The sequence below is a fragment of the Limnohabitans sp. 2KL-1 genome (assembly GCF_003063435.1).
Lineage (GTDB): Bacteria > Pseudomonadota > Gammaproteobacteria > Burkholderiales > Burkholderiaceae_C > Limnohabitans_A.
This window is the reverse complement of record NZ_NESL01000002.1, coordinates 586301-613209: the sequence shown is the minus strand read 5'-3', so window position 1 is coordinate 613209 and position 26909 is coordinate 586301. Positions and strand designations below refer to the sequence as shown.

Annotated in this window: 27 protein-coding genes; 21 read left to right on the top strand and 6 right to left on the bottom strand. The window is 59.2% G+C overall.

The genetic code is table 11. The features are described 5' to 3' along the window. Positions 1-82: 82 nt before the first annotated feature. Positions 83-1003, bottom strand: coding sequence for an SPFH domain-containing protein (locus tag B9Z47_RS07250; protein WP_108330547.1), 921 nt, complete (start codon positions 1001-1003; stop codon positions 83-85). A 27-nt stretch (positions 1004-1030) separates the two neighbouring features. Beyond that, positions 1031-1444, bottom strand: a complete 414-nt coding sequence (locus B9Z47_RS07245; RefSeq protein WP_108330546.1) for an NfeD family protein — start codon at positions 1442-1444, stop codon at positions 1031-1033. A gap of 111 nt (positions 1445-1555) precedes the next feature. Here B9Z47_RS07245 and dusA point away from each other — a divergent pair, with 111 nt between their 5' ends. Together dusA and B9Z47_RS07235 are read left to right on the top strand one after the other, a co-directional pair. Continuing rightward, positions 1556-2557 (top strand): tRNA dihydrouridine(20/20a) synthase DusA, encoded by a 1002-nt coding sequence (dusA, locus tag B9Z47_RS07240; RefSeq protein ID WP_108330545.1) that lies wholly within the window; start codon positions 1556-1558, stop codon positions 2555-2557. 71 nt (positions 2558-2628) lie between these two features. Next, positions 2629-3192: a GNAT family N-acetyltransferase gene (locus B9Z47_RS07235; RefSeq protein WP_199226291.1), complete on the top strand. Its 564-nt coding sequence runs from the start codon at positions 2629-2631 to the stop codon at positions 3190-3192. Positions 3193-3229: 37 nt separating this feature from the next. Here B9Z47_RS07235 and B9Z47_RS07230 read toward each other — a convergent pair whose 3' ends face one another. Further along, complete coding sequence (locus tag B9Z47_RS07230) at positions 3230-3865, bottom strand: GntR family transcriptional regulator (RefSeq protein ID WP_108330544.1); 636 nt, start codon at positions 3863-3865, stop codon at positions 3230-3232. A 127-nt stretch (positions 3866-3992) separates the two neighbouring features. Here B9Z47_RS07230 and scpA point away from each other — a divergent pair, with 127 nt between their 5' ends. The 8 genes from scpA (at position 3993) to B9Z47_RS07190 (ending at position 12486) form a co-directional block, all read left to right on the top strand. Beyond that, a complete protein-coding gene (gene scpA, locus B9Z47_RS07225; RefSeq protein ID WP_199226290.1) occupies positions 3993-6170 on the top strand; it encodes a methylmalonyl-CoA mutase in 2178 nt (725 codons plus the stop codon). Positions 6171-6221: 51 nt separating this feature from the next. Further along, on the top strand, positions 6222-6605 hold the full coding sequence (locus B9Z47_RS07220; RefSeq protein WP_108330543.1) for a CopG family transcriptional regulator: 384 nt from the start codon (positions 6222-6224) through the stop codon (positions 6603-6605). After that, positions 6602-6856 (top strand): antitoxin, encoded by a 255-nt coding sequence (locus tag B9Z47_RS07215; protein ID WP_108330542.1) that lies wholly within the window; start codon positions 6602-6604, stop codon positions 6854-6856. Before B9Z47_RS07220 ends, B9Z47_RS07215 begins: the two co-directional genes overlap by 4 nt. After that, on the top strand, positions 6856-7275 hold the full coding sequence (locus B9Z47_RS07210) for a type II toxin-antitoxin system VapC family toxin (RefSeq protein ID WP_108330541.1): 420 nt from the start codon (positions 6856-6858) through the stop codon (positions 7273-7275). Before B9Z47_RS07215 ends, B9Z47_RS07210 begins: the two co-directional genes overlap by 1 nt. Then, entirely contained in the window at positions 7272-8303 is a 1032-nt protein-coding gene (gene meaB, locus B9Z47_RS07205) for a methylmalonyl Co-A mutase-associated GTPase MeaB (RefSeq protein ID WP_108330540.1), read from the top strand. Before B9Z47_RS07210 ends, meaB begins: the two co-directional genes overlap by 4 nt. A 27-nt stretch (positions 8304-8330) precedes the next feature. After that, a complete protein-coding gene (locus tag B9Z47_RS07200) occupies positions 8331-9863 on the top strand; it encodes an acyl-CoA carboxylase subunit beta (protein WP_108286564.1) in 1533 nt (510 codons plus the stop codon). Between the two features lie 91 nt (positions 9864-9954). Continuing rightward, complete coding sequence (locus tag B9Z47_RS07195; RefSeq protein WP_108330539.1) at positions 9955-12003, top strand: acetyl/propionyl/methylcrotonyl-CoA carboxylase subunit alpha; 2049 nt, start codon at positions 9955-9957, stop codon at positions 12001-12003. Then, positions 12004-12486 (top strand): VOC family protein, encoded by a 483-nt coding sequence (locus B9Z47_RS07190; RefSeq protein WP_108330538.1) that lies wholly within the window; start codon positions 12004-12006, stop codon positions 12484-12486. An 82-nt stretch (positions 12487-12568) separates the two neighbouring features. On the opposite strand, the gene rsxB is transcribed toward B9Z47_RS07190, so the two are convergent. The 3 genes from rsxB to B9Z47_RS07175 all read right to left on the bottom strand — a co-directional run bounded on the left by rsxB (position 12569) and on the right by B9Z47_RS07175 (position 16138). After that, positions 12569-13258, bottom strand: coding sequence for an electron transport complex subunit RsxB (rsxB, locus tag B9Z47_RS07185; RefSeq protein WP_108330537.1), 690 nt, complete (start codon positions 13256-13258; stop codon positions 12569-12571). A gap of 5 nt (positions 13259-13263) precedes the next feature. Further along, positions 13264-14781 carry a polyhydroxyalkanoate depolymerase gene (locus tag B9Z47_RS07180; protein ID WP_108330536.1) on the bottom strand — a complete coding sequence of 506 codons (1518 nt, stop codon included), beginning with the start codon at positions 14779-14781 and terminating at the stop codon, positions 13264-13266. A 160-nt stretch (positions 14782-14941) separates the two neighbouring features. Then, entirely contained in the window at positions 14942-16138 is a 1197-nt protein-coding gene (locus B9Z47_RS07175) for an amino acid aminotransferase (protein ID WP_108330535.1), read from the bottom strand. Positions 16139-16470: 332 nt separating this feature from the next. Between B9Z47_RS07175 and B9Z47_RS07170 the strand changes: the two genes are divergently transcribed. From B9Z47_RS07170 to fdx, 11 genes are all read left to right on the top strand, one after another. Then, a complete protein-coding gene (locus B9Z47_RS07170; RefSeq protein ID WP_108330534.1) occupies positions 16471-18282 on the top strand; it encodes a hypothetical protein in 1812 nt (603 codons plus the stop codon). Between the two features lie 295 nt (positions 18283-18577). Then, positions 18578-18817, top strand: coding sequence for a type II toxin-antitoxin system CcdA family antitoxin (locus B9Z47_RS07165; RefSeq protein WP_108330766.1), 240 nt, complete (start codon positions 18578-18580; stop codon positions 18815-18817). Positions 18818-18820: 3 nt separating this feature from the next. Continuing rightward, a complete protein-coding gene (locus B9Z47_RS07160; RefSeq protein WP_108330533.1) occupies positions 18821-19135 on the top strand; it encodes a CcdB family protein in 315 nt (104 codons plus the stop codon). 72 nt (positions 19136-19207) lie between these two features. Beyond that, positions 19208-21319: an excinuclease ABC subunit UvrB gene (uvrB, locus tag B9Z47_RS07155; protein ID WP_108330532.1), complete on the top strand. Its 2112-nt coding sequence runs from the start codon at positions 19208-19210 to the stop codon at positions 21317-21319. Positions 21320-21444: 125 nt separating this feature from the next. Further along, on the top strand, positions 21445-21981 hold the full coding sequence (gene iscR / locus B9Z47_RS07150) for a Fe-S cluster assembly transcriptional regulator IscR (RefSeq protein ID WP_108330531.1): 537 nt from the start codon (positions 21445-21447) through the stop codon (positions 21979-21981). Between the two features lie 18 nt (positions 21982-21999). After that, entirely contained in the window at positions 22000-23217 is a 1218-nt protein-coding gene (locus B9Z47_RS07145) for an IscS subfamily cysteine desulfurase (RefSeq protein WP_108330530.1), read from the top strand. Positions 23218-23348: 131 nt separating this feature from the next. Next, positions 23349-23735 (top strand): Fe-S cluster assembly scaffold IscU, encoded by a 387-nt coding sequence (gene iscU, locus B9Z47_RS07140; RefSeq protein ID WP_062405706.1) that lies wholly within the window; start codon positions 23349-23351, stop codon positions 23733-23735. 1 nt (position 23736) lies between these two features. Further along, positions 23737-24060, top strand: a complete 324-nt coding sequence (gene iscA / locus B9Z47_RS07135; RefSeq protein ID WP_019425275.1) for an iron-sulfur cluster assembly protein IscA — start codon at positions 23737-23739, stop codon at positions 24058-24060. Positions 24061-24084: 24 nt separating this feature from the next. Then, positions 24085-24600: a Fe-S protein assembly co-chaperone HscB gene (hscB, locus tag B9Z47_RS07130; RefSeq protein WP_199226321.1), complete on the top strand. Its 516-nt coding sequence runs from the start codon at positions 24085-24087 to the stop codon at positions 24598-24600. A gap of 58 nt (positions 24601-24658) precedes the next feature. After that, complete coding sequence (gene hscA, locus B9Z47_RS07125; protein ID WP_108330529.1) at positions 24659-26536, top strand: Fe-S protein assembly chaperone HscA; 1878 nt, start codon at positions 24659-24661, stop codon at positions 26534-26536. 31 nt (positions 26537-26567) lie between these two features. After that, entirely contained in the window at positions 26568-26906 is a 339-nt protein-coding gene (gene fdx / locus B9Z47_RS07120; protein WP_108330528.1) for an ISC system 2Fe-2S type ferredoxin, read from the top strand. The last annotated feature ends 3 nt before the right edge of the window (positions 26907-26909 follow it).

The following is a 26909-nucleotide window of genomic DNA, read 5'->3' as shown; positions in this document are numbered from 1 at the left end:
TGCTTTTGCATCACCCACAAAAAAACCCGCCTTGGCGGGTTTTTTTGCGCCTGCACGCTGGGCAGGCCTTGGCTCAATGTGGTCAGTTGCCGATTTGCTTGCCTGTGCCCACCATCTGCATGGCCGAGGCGATCAGGCCAGACACCTCGCTCATATTGCTTGGCACGATGAGTGTGGTTTTGGCGTCTTGCGCCACCTTGCCGTAAGCCTGAACAGCCTGTTCGGCCACCTTGAGCTGCACTGCCTGCTCACCGCCAGGTTGGCGGATGGCAGCGGCAATGCGCTCAATGGCCTGCGCCGTGGCGTTGGCCATTTCCATGATGGCAGCGGCATCGCCTTGCGCCTTGTTGATGGCTGCTTGTTTTTCGCCCTCCGAGCGTGCAATGAAGGCCTCGCGCTCGCCCGTAGCGATGTTGATCTGCTCTTGCCGGCGACCTTCGGATGCGGCGATCAGGGCGCGTTTTTCCCGCTCGGCTGTGATCTGTGACTGCATGGCATGCAAGATTTCGCTGGGCGGTGTCAGGTCTTTGATCTCGTAGCGAAGCACCTTGACCCCCCAGTTCAGGGCGGCTTCATCGATAGCGGCAACCACCTGCGCGTTGATGATGTCGCGCTCTTCAAAGGTCTTGTCCAGTTCCAGCTTGCCGATCACGCTGCGCAGGCTGGTTTGCGCCAACTGCGTCACCGCCGTGATGTAGTTCGATGAGCCATAGCTGGCCAACTTGGGGTCGGTCACCTGAAAGTACAGGATGCCGTCGACCTGCAGCTGCGTGTTGTCACGCGTGATGCAAATCTGGCTGGGCACGTCCAGCGGAATTTCTTTCAGGCTGTGTTTCTGGATCACGTTGTCCACAAACGGCACCACAAAGTTCAGACCCGGCGTGAGGCTGGCGTGGTACTTGCCCAGCCGCTCCACCACCCAGGCGTGCTGCTGGGGCACGACCTTGACGGTCTTGATGACGAACAGGACGGCGATGACGAGAAAAAGAATGGCGATTTCCATGTGAAGACTCCCTTTTTGAAATGACGATCAGATTTTTTCAAGCACCAGACGGCTGCCCTCGATGGCGCGTATGCGGTGGGGGCCGGGGGCTGGAGTGGGCGAAGACGGGCAAATCGCCGTCCAGTTGGCGCCCCGGTGTTTGACCTGAGCTGTGCCCTGAGCGTCCCAGGCACTCACTTGCACGGTTTCGCCGATGTCCAGGTGAAGCTCGGTGGGGACTTTCGCCTCGCGGCGCAGGCTTTTTTGCCGCCACAAGACCACGGCCAGACCGCCCACGGCGGCAGCGCTCACCAGCTGCGGCGTCAGGCCTGCCCCCAAATGCGCAGCCAGTGCGGCCGCCACAGCGCCGATGGCCAGCATCAGCAAATAGAAGGTGCCGGTCATCAGTTCTGCGGCCACCAAAAAACCGGTCACCAGCCACCAGACAGTGCTGTCGTTCATGTGTTCCCCCCTGAAATTGGATGCTCCGATGTCGCATGCTACCTGTTTGCCCTGCGTGTTGGTGCACGGGTGTCAAGAGCGGGGTCACCGAGGCAAGGATAATCAGCCCCCATGCAATTCCCCGATATTCAACGCTGGCGCCTGAGTGTTGCGCCGATGATGGACTGGTCAGATAGACATTGTCGTTATCTGCACCGCCTGCTTACCCGCCACACCTTGCTCTACACCGAGATGGTGACCACCGGCGCTTTGCGCCACGGCAGCGTGCAGCGGCACCTGCGCTTCAACGCCGAAGAGCACCCCGTGGCCCTGCAACTGGGCGGCAGCGATGCGGCCGATCTGGCCCATGCGGCCAAGCTGGGGCAAGAGTGGGGTTATGACGAGATCAACCTCAACTGCGGCTGCCCCAGCGACCGCGTGCAGCGCGGTGCCTTTGGCGCTTGCCTGATGAACGAGCCGAAAACAGTGGCCGATGGCGTTAAAGCCATGCTCGATGTGGTGGATGTGCCCGTGACCGTGAAGCACCGCATTGGCATTGACCGCATTGAAAGCTACGACTTTGTGCGCGACTTTGTGGGCACCGTGAGCGATGTTGGTTGCAAGGTGTTCATCGTCCATGCCCGCAACGCCTGGCTCGACGGCTTGAGCCCGAAAGAAAACCGTGAAATCCCGCCGCTGCGCTACGAGTTGGCCTACCAGCTCAAAAAGGACTTTCCGGGCCTGGTCATCGCCGTGAACGGCGGCATCAAGACCAACGAAGAAATCGCCAGCCATCTGCAGCACGCCGATGGCGTGATGGTCGGGCGCGAAGCCTATTACAACCCTTGGCTGCTGGGCAGCTGGGACGCACAGTTCTATGGCGATGTCCACGAAGTGCCCAGCCGCGAGGCGGTGGAAGAGGCCATGGTCGCCTACATGGAACGCGCCTTTGCCGAAGACGGCTGCCCTTGGTACGCGATTGCCCGGCACATGCTGGGCCTGTACCACGGCCAGCGCGGCGGGCGTTTGTGGCGTCAGGTCTGGAGCGACCACAAGCTCAAGCCTTTGCCGCCGCGTGAGGTCTGGGCTTTGGCCCGTGCGGCGCTGGCGCGGGGGGCAGAAGTTCCGGTTTGATTGGGGAATACGGATCGATAAGGTCAGGATAATGTGAGTTCTTAATTCACAATCTGTCGCTTGGATTCCCTATGAAAATCGCTGACTTCCCCGTCATAGAAACTGAGCGACTGCTTTTGCGCGAGATTGTGCATGCCGATGTGCCGGCCTTGTTCGCCATTCACGGTGATCCAGAAACCATGAAATGGTTTGGCGTTGATCCACTCGTTGACGAGGCGGGTGCCGCAAAGTTGGTCGATCTTTTTGCCAGTTATCGATCCCAGCCCAATCCCGGTGCGAGGTGGGGAATCCAAGTTAAAGATCAGGCGTCCATTGTCGGATCTTGTGGCCTTTTCGCGTGGAATCGAGGCTGGCACAAATGCACCTTAGGCTATGAGTTGCACCCCAAGGCGCAGGGCTGGGGGTATATGAAAGAAGCACTCCTTGCCTGCATCGACTGGGGTTTTCAGAACATGGAACTTAACCGGATTGAGGCTCAGGTACATCCCCGAAACGCAGCATCCATCAGGTCCGTGGAACGTCTTGGGTTCAAGCAGGAAGGGCTGTCACGGCAGCTTGGCTTCTGGGGCGGTCAGTACCATGACATGCTGCAGTTCGCGCTTATCAAGCAAGAGTGGTCTATGGGTGAAGCCTAATTCATTGGTTCACCGGGGCGGCAAGCCTGCCGAAGCCTTATTGCGCAGCCTGTAAGCCGTTTGTGAAATGCGCGGACATGCGCTCGGCCGCTTGCTCGGGCTGGCGTGCGGTCAAGGCTTGAACGATGGCGCGGTGCTCGGCCAGGGATTGCTCAATCCGGCCTTCTTTGAACAGTGAGCTGTGGCGGTTGAGTTTCATCACCTTGCGCAGGTCGGCCACCATCTGGTCGCGCCAACGGTTGTCGGCCAATTCCAGCAGCAGCATGTGAAAGGCTTCGTTGATCTCGAAAAAGCGGTCCCGGTCGTGGGTGGCTTTTTCCAGATCCGCGTGTAAAGCGCTGATTTGCGCCATTTGCTCGGCGCTGGCGCTTTGCGCCACCACGCGGGCTGCGTCCGACTCGAGCAAGGCCAGCAGGTGGTAGACGTCGCGCAGGTCTTTTTCGCTGACTTCGGTGACATAAGCACCCCGGCGGACCTTCATGGTCACCAGGCCTTCGGCGGCCAGCACTTTCAGGGCTTCGCGCAGGGGGGTTCGGCTGATGCCCAGGGCCTCGGCAATCCTCAGCTCGTCGATCCAGCTGCCCGGTTCCAGTTCGCGCGCAAAAATCCGCTGTCGCAGGAGTTCTGCAACTTCTTCGTACAAGGCGCGGGGGGCAAGGGACAAAGCAGACATGAGCGAATTGTAAGCCGGTTAGAATATTCTGCATCAATAATTATGAATCACAGTGTTTGTAAGCCGGTATGCAGCCTCCAGCTGCCAAAATCCCAACAAGTCACTTTTGTCCCGAAAGCACAGCGCCATGACATCCAAATCCTTTGAATTCAACGCTTCCAATTTAGAAGCCTGGCAAAAAGCAGCGGTTAAATCTGCCCCCGGTGGCGATGTGTCTGCCTTGAACTGGAAAACACCCGACGGCATCATCGTCAAGCCGCTCTACACCGCCGAAGACACGGCCAACCTCCCTTACGCCAACACGCTGCCGGGCTTTGAGCCTTTCCTGCGTGGCCCACAGGCCACCATGTATGCGGTGCGCCCCTGGACGATTCGCCAGTACGCCGGTTTCTCCACCGCCGAAGAGTCCAATGCTTTTTACCGCAAGGCGCTGGCCGCAGGCGGGCAGGGCGTGTCGGTCGCATTCGATTTGGCCACCCACCGCGGTTATGACTCTGACCACCCTCGTGTGGAAGGCGATGTGGGCAAGGCAGGGGTCGCGATCGACTCGGTCGAGGACATGAAGATCCTGTTCAACGAGATCCCGTTGGACAAAGTCAGCGTCTCCATGACGATGAACGGCGCGGTGCTGCCGGTGTTGGCGGGCTACGTGGTGGCCGCCGAAGAGCAGGGCGTCTCGCAGGACAAACTGTCGGGAACGATTCAGAACGACATTCTGAAAGAGTTCATGGTGCGCAACACCTACATCTACCCGCCCGAGCCGTCGATGAAGATCATTGGCGACATCATCGAGTACACGGCCAAGAACATGCCGAAGTTCAACTCGATCTCGATCTCGGGCTATCACATGCAAGAAGCCGGTGCCAACCAGGCGCTGGAGATGGCGTTCACCCTGGCCGACGGCAAAGAGTATGTGAAGACCGCGATTGCCAAGGGCATGGACGTGGACGATTTCGCGGGTCGCCTGTCCTTCTTCTGGGCGGTTGGCATGAACTTCTACCTGGAAATCGCCAAGATGCGCGCCGCGCGCCTCTTGTGGTGCCGCATCATGAAGGGCTTTGACGCCAAGAACCCCAAGAGCCTCATGTTGCGCACGCACAGCCAGACTTCGGGTTGGTCGCTCACCGAGCAAGACCCCTACAACAACGTGGTGCGCACGACGATTGAAGCGATGGCCGCCGTGTTTGGCGGCACCCAGTCGCTGCACACCAACTCGCTGGACGAAGCGATTGCGCTACCCACCGAATTCAGCTCGCGCATCGCCCGCAACACGCAGCTGATCATTCAGGAAGAAACCCACATCACCAATGTGATCGACCCCTGGGCCGGTTCTTACATGATGGAATCGTTGACACAAGAAATGGCCGACAAGGCCTGGACCATCATCGAAGAAGTCGAAGCCATGGGTGGCATGACCAAGGCTGTGGACAGTGGCTGGGCCAAGCTCAAGATCGAAGCGGCCGCGGCCGAGAAGCAGGCGCGCATCGACTCCGGCAAGGACGTGATCGTCGGCGTCAACAAATACAAGCTCGCCAAAGAAGACCCGGTGGACAGCTTGTCGATTGACAACGTCAAAGTGCGCGATGGTCAGATTGAGCGCCTCAAGCACATTCGCGCCACACGCGACAGCGCCAAGGTGCAAGCCGCATTGGACGCTTTGACCGCTTCGGCCGAATCGGGTCAAGGCAACTTGCTGGACTTGTCGATCCAAGCCGTTCGCCTGCGTGCCACGGTGGGTGAAGTTTCCGACGCGCTCGAAAAAGTGTTTGGCCGCCACCGCGCCGACACACAAAAGGTGACGGGCGTTTACGCTGCCGCCTACGACGACGGTGAAAACGTGGGAGACACCATGGAATACTGGAACCAGCTCAAAGCCGACATCGCCGCCTTTGCCGACGCACAAGGCCGCCGTCCTCGCGTGATGATTTCCAAACTGGGCCAGGACGGTCACGACCGAGGTGCCAAAGTGGTCGCCACCGCCTTTGCCGACTTGGGCTTTGACGTGGACATGGGCCCGCTGTTTCAAACGCCCGAAGAATGCGCCCGTCAGGCGATTGAAAACGACGTGCATGCCGTGGGCGTGTCCACTTTGGCTGCGGGGCACAAAACCCTGGTGCCCGCCATCATTGCCGAGCTGAAAAAGCAGGGCGCCGACGACATCATCGTGTTCGTGGGCGGCGTCATTCCGCGTCAAGACTACGACATGCTGTACGAAGCGGGCGTCAAGGGCATCTACGGCCCTGGCACACCGATCCCTGTCAGCGCCAAAGATGTGCTGGAACACATCAAAAAGGCGGTGGCTTGATGCTGGCTGATGCCCTGAAACGGTATTGATCACAGATTCCATCGGTTCCCCATGCTGTACTCCGTTCAACTTGAACCCTTGCTCGACATAGAGCTGGAACAGGCCGCCCGTCGTTTAGGCGTGAGCCCGTCTCAGTTCATTGTTTCGGCGGTGGAGCGGGCTTTGGCGCAAGCAAATCAAGACGGCTTGCCGCTTGAGCCATCCTGGCACGGGGAAGTTTTGCCAGAAAGCATGGAACACCTGTCGGCGACCAAGTTGGCCATCCGTTCCAAGCTCAAGGCCCAGAGTTCAGCAAACCAAGATGATTGGCTGGCTTATCAAGAGGCCAAAAAACAAGGATGCCAGTGGGTGCCCACAGCGTCACAACAAGCGGTTGGTGATTTTAAAAATGGTAGGTATGATTTGGTATCTATCAAAAAGGGGTCGGCACCATGATCACAGACACCGCCAAAATTTTCACCACAGGGCGCAGCCAAGCGGTGCGCCTGCCCAAGGCCTATCGCTTTGACACCGCCGAGGTGTTCATTGAGAAGGTGGGCAACACCGTCATCCTTCGGCCTAAAAAGGACGAACCCGGCGAGTGGGGCGCGCGCTTGCAAGCCATTTTGAGCGGTTGGGAAGGCATGCCTGAAGAAATCGAGCGCGACCACACGCTGCCACCGGACGACATCGAAAGCCTCGACTGATGTCCTCCCTGTACATGCTCGACACCAACATGGTGATCTACATCCAGCGTGGCGTGCCCAATGTTTTGGCGCGCCTGAATGAGCTGGGATCTGACCGTGTGGTGTTGTCCGCTCTTGTTGCCGCCGAGTTGGCTTATGGCGTGGAAAAGAGCGATCAAAAAGCGCGCAACCGCAAGGTGCTGGAGTTGTTCCTGAGCGAAGTACGGGTTTTGCCCTGGACGCAAGACGCCATGTGGCACTACGCCCGCCAACACCACGCATTGCGATCAACAGGCAAAAGTATTGGCGAGTTGGACTTGTTGATTGGCTGCCACGCCTTGGCTTTGGATGCCGTTTGTGTGACCAACAACACGCGGGAGTTTGAGCGGATTGAGGGTTTGAAGTTGGAGAACTGGGTTCAACCAGCCAGCGCCACATGACACCTCATCAATTGCTCCAAGGTCTGTTGCACGGCCACGCTGCCGTGCAGCGCCGCGCCATGGCCAAAGCCATCACGTTGCTGGAATCTACGCGTGCGGACCACCGCGCCCTGGCCGACGAGCTGCTCACGGCCATGCTGCCGCACACGGGCAACGCGTTCCGTCTGGGCATCAGCGGTGTGCCGGGCGTGGGCAAGTCCACCTTCATTGAAGCACTGGGTTTGTATTTGATCGGCCAAGGCCACCGCGTGGCGGTGCTGGCGGTGGACCCGTCGAGCACGGTATCGGGTGGCTCCATCTTGGGCGACAAGACGCGCATGGAGTTGCTCAGCGTGCACGAACGCGCTTACATCCGCCCCAGCCCCAGCAGTGGCACTTTGGGCGGCGTGGCCGAAAAAACCCGCGAATCCATGCTGGTGTGCGAGGCCGCAGGCTATGACGTGGTGATCGTCGAAACCGTGGGCGTGGGCCAGTCCGAAACGGCTGTGGCCAACATGACCGACATGTTTGTGCTGATGCAATTGCCCAATGCCGGTGACGATTTGCAGGCCATCAAAAAAGGTGTGATGGAGATCGCCGATCTGGTCGTCATCAACAAGGCCGACATCGACGCCATCGCCGCCACCCGGGCGCAGCTTCAGATCACCAGCGCCTTGCAGCTCTTGGGCATGCACGGCGGCTCGGGCCATGCGCATGCTGACGACACGCTGTGGCACCCCAAGGTGGTGCAGCTGAGCGCCTTGCTGGGCCAGGGCGTGGACACCTTTTGGACGGCCGTCAGCGAGTTCAAGGGCTTGCAAACCCGCAATGGCCGCTTGGCCTCGCGCCGCCAACATCAAGCTTTGTCGTGGATGTGGGAGCGCATCGACGCCGGTCTGAAACAAAACTTCCGGGCGCAGCCGCGTGTGCAAACGCTGCTGCCCCAACTCAGCCAGCAAGTCGCTACGGGCCAATTGGCCGCGTCGACGGCTGCCCGTCAACTGCTCGGCGCTTATGAAACGAAAAGTCAAAGCGCTGGGTTAATTTGAAATCTTCCTGGAGAAAAGAGAGCCACCATGCAAGACATCATTGAACAACTGGAAAAAAAGCGCGCTGCGGCCCGCTTGGGCGGCGGGCAAAAGCGCATTGACGCGCAGCACGCCAAAGGCAAGCTCACGGCCCGTGAGCGCATCGAAGTCTTGCTCGACGAAGGCACCTTCGAAGAGTGGGACATGTTCGTCGAACACCGTTGCACCGACTTCGGCATGGAAGACAACAAAATTCCGGGCGACGGCGTGGTCACCGGCTACGGCATGATCAACGGCCGTTTGGTGTTTGTGTTCAGCCAAGACTTCACCGTGTACGGTGGGGCGTTGTCTGAAACGCATGCCGAGAAAATTTGCAAAATCATGGACCAGGCGATGAAGGTCGGCGCGCCCGTGATCGGTTTGAACGACTCGGGCGGTGCCCGCATCCAGGAGGGTGTGGCTTCGCTTGGCGGTTACGCCGACGTGTTCCAGCGCAACGTCATGGCCAGCGGTGTGGTGCCCCAGATCAGCATGATCATGGGCCCATCGGCCGGTGGCGCGGTGTATTCGCCTGCTTTGACCGACTTCATCTTCATGGTCAAGGACACGTCTTACATGTTCGTGACTGGCCCCGAAGTGGTCAAGACCGTGACGCATGAAGAAGTGACGGCCGAAGAGTTGGGCGGCGCCCTGACACACACCACCAAGAGCGGCGTGGCCGACATGGCATTTGAGAACGATGTGGAAGCGTTGCTGATGCTGCGCCGCCTGTACAACTACCTGCCACTGAACAACCGCGAAAAAGCGCCTGTGCGTGCCAGTGGCGACCCCTCCGGCCGCCTGGACATGAGCCTCGACACCTTGGTGCCCGAGAACCCCAACAAAGCGTATGACATGAAGGAACTCATCGTCAAAACAGTGGACGATGGCGACTTTTTTGAGCTGCAACCCGACTACGCCAAAAACATTTTGATCGGCTTTGCCCGCATGGAAGGCCAGACCGTGGGCATCGTGGCCAACCAGCCTTTGGTGCTGGCCGGTTGCCTGGACATCAAGAGCTCCATCAAAGCGGCCCGTTTTGTGCGGTTTTGCGATGCGTTCAACATCCCCGTCATCACCTTTGTCGACGTGCCCGGTTTCATGCCCGGCACCAGCCAGGAGTTCGGCGGCATCATCAAGCACGGCGCCAAGCTGCTGTACGCGTACGCCGAGTGCACCGTGCCGAAAATCACCGTCATCACCCGCAAGGCCTATGGCGGCGCCTACGACGTGATGGCCTCCAAGCACTTGCGCGGCGACGTGAACTTCGCTTGGCCCAACGCCGAGATCGCGGTCATGGGGGCCAAAGGCGCGGTGGAAATCATCTTCCGAGAAGACAAGGGCGACCCCGAAAAGCTGGCGGCCAAAGAAGCCGAATACAAAGCCCGTTTTGCCAACCCGTTTGTGGCGGGCGCACGCGGCTTCATCGACGACGTGATCCAGCCGCACGAAACACGCAAGCGCATCTGCCGCTCGCTGGTCATGCTCAAAGACAAGAAGATTGAGAACCCATGGCGCAAGCACGGGAATATTCCTCTTTGAGGTTCAGCGTTTGGCGTTAAGTGTTCAGCGTATTGAACCAACGCCACGCCTGATTTTTCGCTCAACACTCAACGCTTATCGCTCAACGAACATGTTTACCAAAATCCTGATTGCCAACCGTGGCGAAATCGCCTGCCGCGTCATCGCCACTGCCCAAAAGATGGGCATCCAAACTGTGGCCGTTTATTCCGAAGCCGACAAGGAAGCCCGTCATGTGATGCTGGCCGATGAGGCCGTGTTGATTGGCCCTGCGGCTTCGCGTGAGTCGTACCTGGTGGCCGACAAAATCATCGCCGCAGCCAAGGCCACAGGCGCACAAGCCATTCACCCCGGTTATGGCTTCCTGAGCGAGAACGCCGAGTTCTCCAAGCGCTGCGAAGACGAAGGCATCGCCTTCATCGGCCCACGTCACTTCTCGATTGCCGCCATGGGCGACAAGATCGAGTCCAAAAAGCTGGCGGGCGCTGCGGGCGTGAACTGCATTCCCGGTGTGAACGACGCGATTGAGACCGCAGAAAAAGCCGTCGAAATTGCCCAGGGCATTGGCTACCCCGTCATGATCAAGGCCTCGGCAGGCGGCGGCGGTAAAGGTCTGCGCGTCGCTTTCAATGACAAAGAAGCCTTTGAGGGCTTTACGTCCTGCCGCAACGAAGCGCGTAACAGCTTCGGTGACGACCGGGTGTTCATCGAGAAGTTTGTCGAAGAGCCTCGTCACATTGAAATCCAGGTGCTGGGCGACAGCCACGGCAACGTGATTTATTTGAACGAGCGCGAGTGCTCGATCCAGCGCCGTCACCAAAAAGTGATCGAAGAGGCGCCGTCGCCCTTCATCAGCGAAGCCACCCGCAAAGCCATGGGCGAGCAGGCGGTGCAATTGGCCAAGGCGGTGAAATACCAATCGGCCGGCACGGTCGAGTTTGTGGTCGGCAAAGACCAAAGCTTCTACTTCCTGGAGATGAACACCCGCCTGCAAGTGGAGCACCCTGTGACCGAAGCCATCACGGGCCTCGACTTGGTGGAGCAAATGATCCGCGTCGCGGCGGGTGAAAAACTCACGCTGACCCAAGCCGATGTGAAACGCAACGGCTGGGCCATCGAGTGCCGTATCAACGCTGAAGACCCGTTCCGCAATTTCTTGCCCTCCACCGGTCGCTTGGTGCGCTTCCAGACGCCCAAGCAAACCATGTTCCAAGCCAACACCGCCGACCTGCTGGGCGTGCGCGTGGACACCGGCGTGCAAGATGGCGGCGAGATCCCGATGTTCTACGACTCGATGATCGCCAAGCTGATCGTGCACGGCAAAGACCGCAACGACGCGATCGCCAAAATGCGCGAAGCCCTGAACGGCTTTGTCATTCGCGGCATCAGCTCCAACATCCCGTTCCAAGCTGCTTTGTTGGCGCACCCCCGCTTTGTGTCGGGTGACTTCAACACCGGCTTCATCGCAGAGCAGTACAGCCAGGGTTTCCGCGCCGAAGACGTGCCGCACGACGACCACGACTTCCTCGCCGCATTGGCCGCTTTTGTCCGTCGCAAGTCACGCCAACGCGCAGCCAACCTCAGCGGTCAGTTGCCGGGCTACGACGTCAAGATTGGCCAGGACTACGCCGTGGTGGAGTTGGGGCAGGGCGGCAAAAACCGTTACGTGCAAGTGCATGTGGCCGAGTCGGCAGGCAAACATGGCGAAGCGCAGATCACCGTGGATGGCAAAACTTATGCGATCGAGAGCAACTCGCGTTTGAACGACATCCGCATTGAAGGCACCTGCAATGGCAAGCCGTTCACCGCTCAAATCGAACGCGGCACGCTGAAGAACCCGCTGGCCTTGCAAGTGCAACACAACGGCACCCGCATCGAAGCGCTGGTGATGTCGCCCCGGATGGCCGAGCTGCACAAGCTCATGCCCTACAAGGCACCGCCCGACCTGAGCCGCTTTGTGTTGTCACCTATGCCAGGTTTGCTGGTGGATGTGGCCGTGGCCGTCGGTCAAAAAGTGCAAGCGGGCGAGCGCGTGGCCGTGATCGAAGCCATGAAGATGGAAAACGTGCTCTTTGCCGCGCAAGACGGCGTGGTCAAGAAAGTGGTCGCTGCCAAAGGCGAATCGCTGACTGTGGACCAGATGATCGTGGAGTTTGAATAAATGACACGTCCCTTCAAGGTTCTTGGTGTCCAGCAAATCGCCATCGGCGGGCCTGACAAGTCGCGCCTGCAAAAACTCTGGGTCGACATGTTCGGCCTGGAAGTGACCGGCACCTTCAAAAGCGAACGCGAGAACGTGGACGAAGACATCTGCGCCATCGGCACCGGCCCGTTCAAGGTCGAGGTCGATCTGATGCAGCCGCTGGACCCTGAGAAAAAGCCCGCCGTGCACACCACGCCGCTCAACCACATTGGCTTGTGGATCGACGACTTGGCCGTGGCAGTGGAGTGGCTCACGTCGCAAGGCGTGCGCTTTGCCCCAGGCGGCATCCGCAAGGGCGCGGCCGGTTTTGACATCACGTTTTTGCACCCCAAGGCGAACGACGAGTTCCCGATTGGCGGCGAGGGCGTGCTGATCGAATTGGTGCAGGCGCCGGCCGAAGTGGTCAAGGCTTTTGCGGCATTGGCCAGCAACGCCCACTGACATGTGTCGGACCTGAAGGTCCGACCTACAGCGATTTGCTGGTCGCTGACTTCAGCGCAGACTTGGGTCTTGAAAAAGCCCGTCAGACCCCGGTCTGACGGGCTTTTGCTTTGGCCAGCGCCGCTTCAATGATGGCGCGCTTGCGGTCCACTTCGGGGGCATTTTCTGTGCCCTTGGTGTGCGCGGTCAGGTCGGCCAGTTTGTGCTCAGCTTTGGTCAGCAATTGCTTTTGGTGCACCTGTTCTTCGCGCACAAGGCGTGTCTGGCGTGCTTCGTAGCGTTGTCGGGCGGTCTGTGCCAATGCGGGCGACCAAGCGGTCCAGCCGGTTTTTTCGCCGGTCACATTGTCCAGCGCGATGCAGTCCACCGGGCACACGGGGATGCACAGCTCGCAGCCCGTGCACCAAGGCTCGATCACGGTGTGCATCAGCTTGTTGGCCCCCAAAATCGCATCGGTCGGGCAGGCCTTGATGCACAGCGTGCAGCCAATGCACCAGGCCTCGTCGATGATGGCCACATGGCGTGGGCCTTCGGTGCCGTGCTCAGGGTTGAGGGGCAGAACGGGCTGACCCGTCAGGGCGGCCAAACGTTCAATGCCGGCTTGTCCGCCGGGCGGGCATTGGTTGATCGGGGCCTGGCCCAAAGCCAGGGCCTTCGCATAACTGGCGCAGTCGGGAAAGCCACACCGCGTGCATTGCGTTTGCGGCAAAGCGTTGTTGATCAAAAGAAAAAGCGCCTGGGTCTCAGGCGCTATGGGGTGCGAAGGGGGCATGGGCCTCAGGCTTTTTTCTTTCCATCCACCCAGGCTGTCTTGACCGAGGCGTTGGTTTGAGGCGTTTTTGCTGGCGCCTTGCTGGCCGCTTTGGCTGCAGGTTTGCCAGCTGCTGGCGTTGCCTTGGCGGGTTTCGCTTTGGCTGGTTTGGGGGCTTCCACCATCACAAGCTTGGGCATGGCCGTGGGTGCAGCCTTAGGTGCCGACGCCGACGCCGACGCCGACACCGACACCGACACCGACGCTGTATGGGTCACTTTGGCGGGATGGTCCAGAATGAATTTGACCAATTGCGGGTACACGATCTCGCGCCAGCGACGGCCACTGAAAATGCCGTAGTGACCAGCACCCGGCACCTCCAGATGTTGGCGTTCGCTGGTCGGAACACCACTGCACAAGTCTTGTGCAGCACGCGTTTGGCCCGAGCCGGAGATGTCGTCCAGTTCGCCTTCAACCGTCAGCAAGGCGGTGCCTTGGATGTCCTGCGGGCGCACGCGCTCGATCTTGCCATCCACACTTCTGACGTCCCAAGTGCCATTGACCAACTTGAAGTCCTGGAACACGGTCTGGATGGTTTCCAGGTAGTAATCGGCGTCCATGTCGAGCACCGCGTTGTATTCGTCGTAGAACTTGCGGTGGGCTTCGGCGCTGGCGTCGTCACCCTTGATCAGGTCTTTGAAGAAGTCGTAATGGCTGGTCGCATGGCGGTCGGGGTTCATGGCCACAAAACCTGTGTACTGCAGGAAGCCGGGGTAGACGCGGCGACCGGCCCCTGGGAAGTTGGCCGGGACGCGGTAAATCACGTTGTTCTCGAACCACTCGAAGCTCTTGTTGGTGGCCAGGTTGTTCACCGATGTAGGCGACTTGCGCGCATCAATGGGGCCACCCATCATGGTCATGGTCAGCGGGGTCTTTTCGCCACGGCTGGCCATCAGCGACACAGCCGCCAACACCGGCACGGTGGGCTGGCAAACGCTCACGACATGGCAGTTGCCGTAAATGGACTGCAGATGGCGGATGAAGTCTTGGACGTAATTGATGTAGTCGTCCAGGTGGAACTCGCCTTCGGAAAGCGGGACCAGGCGCGCATTTTTCCAGTCGGTGATGTAGACCTTGTGGTCTTGCAACATGGTCTTGACGGTGTCGCGCAGCAAGGTGGCGTAGTGGCCCGAAAGGGGGGCCACGATCAGCACCACGGGCTGGGTTTTGAGCTGGGTCAAGGTGGCGGGGTCATCGGAGAAGCGTTTGAAGCGTCGCAGCTCACAAAAAGGCTTGTCAACCTCGACGCGCTCGTGGATCGCCACATCGGTCTTGTTGACCTTGACGGTGCGAATGCCGAACTCGGGCTTGACGTAGTCCTTGCCCAAGCGGTGCATCAGGGCATAGCCTGCAGAGACACGCTGCGCCATAGGCGTTTGCGCCATTGGATTCAGGGGGTTGCTGTACAGCTTGGCCGCGGCTTGTGCCAGATCGGCAAAGGGTTCCATGATCGAGCGTTGCGTTTCGAAGATCTGGTAAAGCATGTGACTATTTCCCTGGGGGTGCAATATGGTGCGGTGCAGCAATGCTACAGGACTCAGGCCAGAATTTTTGGAGTGATGACCCTAATCGGCAGTCACCTTCCGGACCGCCCAAAAAGAAACCGCCCCGTCGGGGGCGGTTGCAAGCTTGATGTCAGTCAAGTCAGACGACTTTGGCAATCGAAGCGCAGACGTAGTCGATGTTTTTGCTGTTCAGCGCGGCCACGCACATGCGGCCGGTGTCGGTGCCGTACACGCCAAACTCGTTGCGCAGGCGCACCATTTGGTCCTTGGTCAGGCCCGAGTAGCTGAACATGCCGATCTGGGTGGTGATGAAGCTCATGTCTTGCTTCACGCCGGCGGCTTTGAGGCTGTCCACCAGCTTTTGGCGCATGGCTTTGATGCGCACACGCATTTCGGCAAGTTCCTGCTCCCACTGGGCACGCAGCTCAGGGTTGTTCAACACAGCCGCCACCACCGCGCCGCCGTGGATGGGCGGGTTGGAGTAGTTGGTGCGGATGGCGATCTTCAATTGCGACAGCACGCGGGATGCTTCTTCTTTGTCGGAGGCCACCACCGACAGGGCACCCACTCGCTCGCCGTACAGGCTGAAGCTCTTGGAAAACGAGGTGGACACGAAGATGTTCAGGCCTGCGGCCACGAATTTGCCGATCACAGCACCGTCTTCGGCGATGCCGTGGCCGAAGCCTTGGTAAGCCATGTCCAGGAACGCTGTCAGGCCCTTGGCCTTGACCACCGCAATGACCTGGTCCCACTGCGCGTCAGTGATGTCGTAGCCGGTGGGGTTGTGGCAGCAGGCGTGCAGCACGACGATGGTGCCGGGGGCTGCTGCGTTCAGGCTGGCCAACATGCCGTCGAAGTTGACGCCGCGCTTTTCGGCGTCGTAATAGGTATAGCTGTCGACTTCAAAACCGGCGTTCACGAAGATGGCGCGGTGGTTTTCCCAGCTCGGGTCAGAAATCAGCACTTTGGCGTTGGGGCTGACTTTTTTCAGGAAGTCGGCACCAATTTTCAGGCCGCCCGTGCCGCCAATGGCTTGCACTGTGGAGACGCGACCGGACTTCACCACGTCGGAGTCGGCACCAAACACCAGCGCCTTGACCGCGTTGTCATAGGCCACGATGCCGTCGATGGGCAGGTAACCACGGGCAGTGGGGGTGGCCATCATGGTTTTCTCGGCCGCTTGCACGCATTGCAGCAGGGGCAGTTTGCCGTTGTCGTCGAAGTACACGCCCACGCCCAGGTTGACCTTGTTGGGGTTGGTGTCGGCGTTGAATTGTTCGTTCAGACCCAGGATCGGGTCGCGGGGGGCCATTTCGACGGCAGAAAACAGAGACATTGGAAATCCTGAAGATGATGGAAGTGGAAAAATTTGAGGCCGGACAAAATTCAAAAAGTTGAAAAAGTCGGCGTTGTTAAACCGCATTATTTTACGGGCAAGCCCCGAACGGGCCCTTGTTTCCAACGGCTGCATCAGCGCAGCACGCGAATGAGTGGGATCGGTGGTGATCAACTTGCGCAAATGACGGCATGTCAAACGGATACCTGTCTCTGCCACGGACCAAGATGACGTCTACAAATAAAAAATTACTAAATATTCAAATAAAAGTACTAAATTGTTAACATTTGTCTTGATGGCCACTCGCGTTGAGGGGCTCAATCGGAGAAAACATGAAACGCATCGCACAAGCTCTTCCCGTCCTGTCGGTCCTATCTCTGGCTTTGCTGACTGCCTGCGGCGGCGGTGGCAGCACCGCCGCTAACAACAACACAGATTCTGGCGGCGGTACTGCAACAGTCACCAGTTTTGCAGGTACCGTGATTGACGGTTACATCGAAGGGGCCAACGTTTGTTTGGACATGAATGGCAATTTGCAGTGCGACAGCGGCGAGCCCATGGCCACCAGCAAGGCGGATGGCGCCTTCAGCTTGGTCGTGACGGGTTTGGCCGCTGACAAAATCAAGGCGGCCCATTTGTTGACCGTGGTGCCAAGCACGGCCAAAGACGCCGACGATGGCGGCAAAACTTTGGCCGAAGCAGGCAAATCGGCGTTTAGCTTGCTCTCACCTGCGGGCGCTTTTGTTAAAACCGATGGCAGCTCTGTCACTGGCGCTGTGATCAGTCCGCTGACCACCCTGGTCTCGCACGAGATGATTTCGGGTAACACCACCTTGGACACGGCGGAGAAGTACGTGCGCGAGCGTTTGAGCTTGGCCGCAAACACTGACCTTCGCCAGGACTTTGTGGCCAAAAAAGACGCAGCCTTGACCGAAAAAGCACAAATGCTGGCGGTCGCCATTGGCGGCGTCAAAGCGGCTGCTCTGGCCGACACCGCCAGCAAAGCCACCGACAAAGACGCCTTGTTGGCCGCATTGACCTATTTGCAAACCGAAGTAATCGATCTGCAAGCTGCATATGCCACGGCCAAGCAGACCAACAGCACGGCCAAGCCGCTTGAATTGGTCAAGGCGGCCTTAAAAACAGACGCCGCCAAACCTGTCACTGCAAATTTGGTGGCCGAAGCCAAAAAGGTCAGCAACAGTGCTCCCGCAGCATCGGTGGTGACCATCATTGAGCAAGGTATTTACTCGGCCGAACATGTGTTGGAAAGTTGTGGATCAGCAACTGCCAATTACAGCTGCACGCCAAGTTACTTCAAATTGCAAGGTAGCGGTGGCAAGATCATTTCGGATCGTGATTACGCATTGGTGGGCTCGAGCTGGTCCCAGGCCAACAACACCAATATGGACTTGGTTTTGACGGCTTCTGGCTGGGTAGCTGAGGATTGTCCCGCCGGGCAGTCCATCTCGTATGCCGCCGACAGCACTGGCAGTGCTACGGCCAAACTCTGCAATGGCCAAATTGAAAAAGTGAGCGCACGCACGGTGGATGCCAGTGGCCAAACCTTGGCGGCGTTGGGGCTTTACCCGCCGACTGGCTTCGAAAGCCTGACCATGCCCAGCGGTTCGCAGCTTTACTGGTTTGACTTCAGCAGTTCACAAGACCGCTACAACTTGTGGACTGGAAACAAGGTTAACAAATGGGTTTGGAATCCTCAAACCAACGCCGGCTCGGATGTGCCTTTCACCAGTTTGGCTGAATTCATCGGCCATTATTCGACGGCCAACGCCGCACAGGGCACGCGCGTTGGTTGGAGTGGTTTGCAATTCAGCTTTGACGCAGGCGGCACTTCCGCAGGCGGCACTGTCACTCTCTGGAGCAGTTACCAAAGCAACGCCACCAAAACGGGCAGTGCCACTTACGAAAGACGCATGGTCAATGGCCAGGAAATTTTGGTCATCAAAGCCCAAGCGCCTGATAACGACAATGGGGATTTGGTGATGTTCGCGGTCAAGGATGGCTACCTTTATGGTGGACATTTCCGCTTGGCATCAGTTAAAAATAGCAGCAATCCATTTTTTAACAAAACCATGATCAACGCCATTTTGAAGGCGGGCAACAAGCCTGCAGTATTGGACTGATCGTTGTAAGCCTGCTCAGATGGGCGGGCGATTTTTTGATGACCCAAAACCCTCGCCCTTCATTGGGTGAGGGTTTTTTTATGAATTGCCCTCTGTTTTCTGACCAACAACCAACTTAAAACCGTCAGATTAACGCCATACCAGACGACTTGCTCGCTGTTGGAAACAGGTTTCATCAAAACGATGCGAAGGCCGTTGCTAACCGAGTCGGTGTGCAACGGTTGGCATCACCGGTCATGGAAATTCAAGGTCATTGATGCGTATAAACTATGCGCATGGAATACGGAGGTTGATGATGCTGCGCTTTGAAGATGCCCCCAAAAAACCGGCCAACCTGTCGCTCAACGCCGAAGTGCTGGCCATGGCGCGGGAATTGGGCATGAACGTATCCAAAACCGTGGACGCTTTGCTGACCGAAGAGGTCAAGCGGCAATATTGGGCGCGTTGGCATTTGCAAAATCAGGATGCGATTGCCAGTTACAACGCGCGGGTTGAACAAGAGGGCTTGCCCTTGGATGCTTTTCGGAGTTTCTGAGTCATGGCCCAGTTCGATGTCTATGCCCATCCCGATGCGCGGATTCGCGAGCGCACGCCGTATTTGCTGGATGTACAAAACAGTTTTCTGGACCGCATTGCCACGCGTGTGGTGATTCCTTTGCGCGGTGCCGAATTTGCCCCTTTGCCCATGCGTGACCTCAACCCTGTTTGCACGGTAGAAGGTCAGTCGATGGTCCTGGATACCGCCGCCCTGGCCGCCGTGCCTTTGCGTTGGTTGGGGGCTCCGCTTTTGAATTTGCGTGCACAGTCACCTGAGGTGGTCAATGCCCTGGATATCCTGTTTGGTGGCTACTGATTACAGGTCTTACGATGTCTCCGCAGGACCGGTGTTTAACCCGTCTGGCCCTTCCACCTGAAACGAGTTCCCATGTCTGAAATCATTCCTCTGTCGGAGGTGTCCGCTGATGCGCCCGCAGGTCAGTTCATCAGCTACCCCGGCTCGCCCTTTGAGCTGTTTCAGCCCTATCCGCCCGCAGGCGACCAGCCCGTGGCCATTGAGCAGCTGGTCGAAGGCGTGCACGATGGCGAAGTGTTCCAGACCCTGCTGGGGGTGACCGGCTCGGGTAAGACCTTCACCATGGCCAATGTGATCGCCCAGCTGGGGCGGCCGGCCATTGTGTTTGCGCCCAACAAGACTTTGGCCGCGCAGCTGTACAGCGAGTTCCGCGAGTTCTTCCCCAAAAACGCGGTGGAGTATTTCGTCAGTTACTACGACTACTACCAGCCCGAGGCCTATGTGCCCCAGCGCGACCTGTTCATCGAGAAGGACAGCGCCATCAACGAGCACATCGAGCAGATGCGCTTGTCTTGCACCAAAAGCATCATGGAGCGGCGCGATGTGGTGATCGTGGCCACGGTGTCGGCCATCTACGGCATCGGCGAGCCCGAGAGCTACCACCGCATGATCATGACGCTGCGCACCGGCGACAAACTGGGCCAGCGCGATGTGATTGCCCAGCTGATCCGCATGCAGTACCAGCGCAACGACATGGAATTCAGTCGGGGCAAGTTCCGCGTGCGGGGCGACACGATCGACGTCTTCCCGGCCGAACACTCCGAGCTGGCCATTCGCATCGAGCTGTTTGACGACGAGATCGAAAGCTTGCAGCTGTTTGACCCGCTCACGGGGCGCATCCGCCAGAAGATTCCGCGTTTCACGGTTTACCCGTCCAGCCACTATGTGACGCCGCGCGACAAAGTGTTGGCGGCGGTGGAGACCATCAAGGTGGAGCTGACCCAGCGCTTGAAAGAGCTGGTGGGCATGGGCAAGCTGGTCGAGGCCCAGCGCCTGGAGCAGCGCACCCGGTTTGACCTGGAAATGCTGTCCGAAGTGGGGCACTGCAAGGGTATTGAGAACTACACCCGGCATCTGTCGGGCGCAGCCCCGGGCGACCCGCCCAGCACGCTCACCGACTACATGCCGCCCGACGCGATCATGTTTCTGGACGAGAGCCACCAGATGATCGGTCAGCTCAACGCCATGTACAACGGCGACAAAGCGCGCAAAACCACCTTGGTGGAGTACGGCTTTCGGCTGCCCAGCGCCCTGGACAACCGGCCTCTCAAATTTGAAGAATTTGAAAAGCGCATGCGCCAGTGCATCTTCGTCTCGGCCACACCCGCTGACTACGAAAAAACGCATTCGGGCAAAGTGGTCGAGCAGGTGGTGCGCCCCACAGGTCTGGTCGATCCGCAGGTTGAAGTGCGCCCCGCCACGCACCAGGTGGACGACGTGCTGCAGGAAATCCGCATCCGGGTCGAAAAGAATGAGCGTGTGCTCATCACCACCCTGACCAAGCGCATGGCTGAGCAGTTGACCGATTACATGAGTGACAACGGCGTCAAGGTACGCTACCTGCACAGTGACGTGGACACGGTGGAGCGTGTGGAAATCTTGCGTGATCTGCGCTTGGGTGCTTTCGATGTGCTGATCGGCATCAACTTGCTGCGCGAGGGCCTGGACATTCCCGAGGTCTCGCTGGTCGCCATTCTGGATGCCGACAAGGAAGGCTTTTTGCGGGCCGAGCGCAGCCTGATTCAGACCATTGGCCGTGCGGCCCGAAATCTGAACGGCCGGGCGATCTTGTACGCCGACCGCATCACCGAGTCCATGAAAAAAGCCATGGGCGAGACCGAGCGCAGGCGCATCAAACAGCTTGCTCACAACGAGGCCATGGGCATCACGCCCAAGAGCATTGTCAAGAAGGTCAAGGACCTGATCGATGGCGTGTACAGCGAAAAATCAGGCAAGGAAGCCGAGCGGCTGGAGCAAGCCGCGCTGCAAAAGGCCAAGGTCGAGGACATGAGCGAGAAAGACATCGCTCGGGCCATCAAGCAGCTCGAAAAGCAAATGATGGAGCACGCCCGCAATCTGGAGTTCGAAAAAGCCGCGCAGGTGCGGGACCAGCTGACCATTCTGAAAGAACAGGCTTTTGGCGCGACGGGCGGCGACAACATCGTGCCTTTGATCCGGGCTTAAGAAGAGCGTGAATAACCCTATAACCCGAGCGATTTGATCGGGATTGCGTTATACTTGACTCGTTTAGTCGGGAACCTGCTCACGCAGGGCAAAGACTGAGCTTCCCCCCACTTCAGGAGCCTGCCATGCGTCTCACCACCAAAGGCCGTTTTGCCGTCACCGCCATGATCGATTTGGCTTTGCGTCAAGACGCAGGCCCCGTGACCCTGGCCGCCATCAGCCAGCGCCAACAGATTTCACTGTCCTATCTGGAGCAGCTGTTTGGCAAGCTGCGCCGCCACAATCTGGTCGAATCGACCCGAGGCCCCGGTGGCGGTTACACCCTGGGCCGCAAATCCACCGACATCACCGTGGCCGACATCATCTTGTCGGTTGACGAACCCATCGACGCCACCCACTGCGGCGGCAAGGAAAATTGCAACGGTGGCGATGGCCGCTGCATGACGCACGACCTCTGGGCCTCGCTCAATTCCAAAATGGTCGAGTTTCTGGATTCGGTGTCACTCCAAAAATTGGTGGACGACCAATTGGCCAAAGGCCTGGTGGTGGAGCACAAGCCGACCCTCAAGCGCGCCATTTCTCCCATGCCCGCCAGCAAGCCTATCCGCCTGACCGGCCCCAATTCCGTTTTTGACCTGGGCAATGTGTTTGCCAAATCCTGATTGGAAAGAAGTACTGCCATGACCACGCCACATTTCCCCATTTACCTCGACTACGGCGCGACCAACCCCTGCGACCCCCGCGTGGTGGACGCCATCATCCCCTGGTTGCGCGAGCACTTTGGCAACCCTGCGTCGCGCACTCACGCCTGGGGCTGGGAAGCCGAAGCCGCCGTTGAAAAAGCCCGCGAGCAAATCGCGGACCTGATCGGTGCCGACTCGCGCGAAATCGTCTGGACCAGCGGTGCCACCGAATCCAACAACCTGGCCATCAAGGGCGCAGCGCAGTTTTACAAGTCACGCGGCAAGCACCTGATCACCGTCAAGACCGAGCACAAAGCCGTGCTGGACACCATGCGCGAGCTGGAGCGTCAGGGTTTTGAAGTGACCTACCTCGATGTGCAAGACGATGGTTTGCTGAGCATGGACGCGCTCAAAGCTGCGATTCGCCCCGACACCATCCTGATCAGCGTGATGTTCGTGAACAACGAAATCGGTGTGATCCAGGACGTGACCGCGATTGGCAACCTGTGCCGCGAAAAAGGCATCATCTTCCACGTCGATGCGGCCCAAGCCACCGGCAAGGTGGAGATCGACATGACCCAGTTGCCCATCGACCTGATGAGCTTGGCCTCGCACAAAACCTATGGCCCCAAAGGCATCGGCGCTTTGTATGTGCGCCGCAAGCCCCGCATTCGCCTGGAAGCGCAAATGCACGGCGGCGGTCACGAGCGCGGCATGCGCTCGGGCACCTTGCCCACCCACCAGTGCGTGGGCATGGGCGAAGCGTTCCGCATCGCCAAGCTGGAGATGGCCCAGGACAACGCCAAGGCCCGCGCTTTGCACGACCGCCTGATTGCAGGCCTGAGCGACATGGAGCAGGTGTTTTTGAACGGCCACGCCACCCAGCGCGTGCCGCACAACATCAACATGAGCTTCAACTTCGTCGAAGGCGAGTCGCTGATCATGGGCATCAAGGGCTTGGCGGTCTCGTCCGGTTCGGCCTGCACCTCGGCCAGTCTGGAACCCAGCTATGTGTTGCGTGCTCTTGGCCGCAGTGACGAGCTGGCCCACAGCAGCCTGCGCATGACGATTGGCCGCTGGACCACCGAAGAAGACATCGACTACGCGATCAAAACCATCCGCGAAAACGTGGCCAAACTGCGCGAGCTCAGCCCCCTGTGGGAAATGCACAAGGATGGCATCGACCTGAGCACGATCCAGTGGGCGGCGCATTGAACGTTTCGCGTTGAGGGTTGAGCGTTGAGCGGGAAGTTCCTGAAAACACTCAACCCTTAACGCCCAACACTGAACGCTCAACGCCTAACGCCTAACGCAACAGCACAACGAAACAAAACCAGGAGTTCAACATGGCTTATTCTGAAAAAGTGGTTGACCACTACGAAAACCCCCGCAACGTCGGCTCCTTTGACAAGGGCGACGACAGCGTGGGCACCGGCATGGTCGGCGCGCCCGCTTGCGGCGATGTGATGAAGTTGCAGATCAAAGTCAACCCGACAACGGGTGTGATCGAAGACGCACGCTTCAAGACCTATGGCTGTGGCTCGGCCATCGCGTCCAGCTCACTCGTGACCGAGTGGGTCAAGGGCAAGACGCTGGACGAAGCAGCAGCCCTGAAAAACAGCCAGATCGCCGAAGAGCTGGCGCTGCCGCCCGTCAAGATTCACTGCTCCATCTTGGCCGAAGACGCCATCAAGGCCGCAGTGGACGACTACAAAAAGAAACACCTGAACTGACATGGCCATCTCACTGTCTGCTGCCGCAGCTCGGCATGTGACCCGCTACTTGGCCAAACGCGGCTCGGGTGTTGGCGTGCGCTTAGGCGTCAAGACTACGGGCTGTTCCGGCTTGGCCTACAAGCTCGAATACGTGGACGAGATCGCGCCCGAAGACGTGGTCTTTGAAGGCCACGGCGTGAAGGTGCTGGTGGACCCGAAAAGCCTGGCCTACATCGACGGCACCGAGTTGGACTTTGTGCGCGAAGGCCTGAACGAAGGTTTTCGCTTCAACAACCCCAACGAGCGTGACCGCTGCGGTTGCGGCGAGTCGTTTCGCGTTTGAGCCGAATGTGAGTTTTTGCGCGTGATTTCTCTTCAAGCCAACGACTTCGAGCTGTTTGACGTGCCTGCGCAGTTTGCGCAAGACCGCGCACAACTCGACGCCCGCTGGAAGGCCCTGCAGCGCGAAGCCCACCCCGACCGTTTTGCCGCCGAAGGCGCTGCAGCCCAGCGCGTGGCCATGCAGTGGTCGGTGCGCATCAATGAGGCGTATCAGCGCCTGAAAGACCCTCTCAAACGCGCCGCCTATTTGTGCGAGTTGCAAGGCGTGCCTGTGCAGGCCGAGAACAACACAGCCATGCCCGCTGCATTCCTCATGCAGCAAATGGAATGGCGCGAAAGCTTGGATGACACCGACAGCGTCCAGGGCCTGGAAGCTTTGGCCGACACAGTGAGCGCCGAGCAGCGCCACGTGCAGCAAGAGTTGGCCCGCCTGTTGGACGAGGTCAAAGACCCGGTGCAGGCCGTGGGGCAGGTGAGGGCGCTCATGTTCATTGAGCGCTTCACCCAAGAAGTGAACGCTAAACTCGACCGATTGACTTGACCCTCGGGTCGCAGCGCCTCATGCAGGTGGGCGACTTGAACACCCCCCTCTATTGACCATGGCGTTACTGCAGATTTCTGAACCGGGCCAGTCGCCCGACCCCCACCAGCGCCGCATTGCCGTGGGCATTGACCTGGGCACCACCCATTCGTTGGTGGCTTCGGTGCGCAATGGCGTGGCCGAGTGCCTGCCGGACGACGATGGCCGGGTGATCTTGCCGTCTGTTGTGCGCTTCATGCCGGGGCAGGGCCGCCAGATCGGTTTTGACGCCGTGCAATCCGCCGCATCTGACCCGGTCAACACCATCGCCTCGGTCAAGCGCTTCATGGGCCGCGGCCTGAACGACATTGCCGACCGCAGCAAACTGCCTTATGAGTTCACTGCCAGCGAAGGCACAGCCAAGGGTGGCATGCTCAGCATCCAGACCGTGCAAGGCCCCAAGTCGCCGGTGGAGGTGAGCGCCGAAATTCTGGCCACCTTGCGTTACCGCGCCGAAGACACCTTCAACGACGACCTGTATGGCGCGGTCATCACCGTGCCCGCTTACTTTGACGACGCCCAGCGCCAAGCCACCAAAGACGCGGCCCAGCTGGCCGGCCTGAACGTGTTGCGCCTGATCAACGAGCCCACCGCCGCAGCCATCGCTTACGGCTTGGACAACGCCAGCGAAGGCGTTTACGCCGTGTTCGACCTGGGCGGCGGCACCTTTGACATCTCCATCCTGCGCCTGACGCAAGGCGTGTTCGAAGTCTTGTCCACCGGCGGCGACTCGGCCTTGGGCGGTGACGATTACGACCAGGCCTTGGCCGATGCTGCCATGGCGCGTCAGCCCGCATTGCAGGTGGTCACGGCCGAAGACAAAACCGTGCTCAAGGCGGCAGCCCGTGCCGCCAAAGAAGCACTCACCGCCGCCGATACGGTCACGCTGAATGCCGCCTTGTCTACCGGCAGCTTGTCGTTGCAAATCAGCCGTGCCGATTTCGAACAAGCCGCCCAAGCCCTCACGGCCCGTTGCATCACCGCCGTGCGCAAGGCGCTGCGCGATGCCCAACTGACCAAAAACGATGTGCAAGGTGTGGTCATGGTGGGCGGCTCCACCCGCATGCCGCAAATCCAGCAGGCCGTGGCAGAGTTTTTTGGCCAAGCCCCGCTCAACAACCTCAACCCCGACGAAGTTGTCGCCCTGGGCGCGGCCATCCAGGCCAACCAGTTGGCAGGCAACAACGCCGCAGGCGAATTGCTGCTGCTCGACGTGATCCCCTTGTCGCTGGGCATCGAGACCATGGGCGGCCTGGTCGAGCGCATCATCCCGCGCAACCAGACCATCCCCACCGCCATGGCGCAAGACTTCACCACCTACCAAGATGGTCAGACTGCGCTGGCGCTGCATGTGGTGCAGGGCGAGCGCGATCTGGTGCAAGACTGCCGCAGCCTGGCCCGCTTTGAACTGCGCGGCATCCCGCCCATGGCCGCGGGTGCGGCCCGCATCCGCGTCACGTTCACGGTCGATGCCGATGGTCTGTTGAGTGTGGGTGCCAAAGAGCAAATCAGCGGTGTCGAAGCCCGCATCGACGTCAAGCCTTCTTATGGCCTGAGCGACGAGCAGATCGCCACCATGCTGCAAGAAAGCTTCACAACCGCGCAAGCCGACATGAAAGCCCGTGCGCTGGTGGAAGCGCGGGTCGATGCCGACCGCATGCTGCTGGCCACGCGAAGCGCCCTGGCGGCGGACGGCGATCTGCTGCAAGCCGACGAGCGCGCCGCCATTGACGCCCAGATGGCCACTTTGCAAGCGGCCATCCAGACCGAGCAAGACGCCAAGGCGCTGGAAGACTGCACCCAGGCGCTGGCCAAAGGCACCGAAGCCTTTGCGGCCGAGCGCATGAACCACAGCATCCAGAAGGCCTTGTCTGGCCAAAACATCCAGTCCTTGTAAAGTCCGACCTGCACCGAATTCAAAGACACCTATGCCCGTCATCAAAATCCTGCCCCACCCCGAGTACTGCCCCAACGGCGCAGAAATCACCGCGCCTGCGGGCACCAGCATCTGCGAAGCGCTGCTCGACAACAAAATCAACATCGAACACGCCTGCGACATGAGCGCGGCCTGCACCACCTGCCATGTGGTGGTGCGCGAAGGCTTCAAAAGCCTCAATGAGATGGAAGAAACCGAGGAAGACCTGCTGGACCGCGCTTGGGGCCTGGAACCCAACTCACGCCTGAGCTGCCAGGCCTTTGTGGCCAAACAAGATTTGGTGATCGAGATCCCGCGCTACACCATCAACCACGCCAAAGAAAACCACTGAACA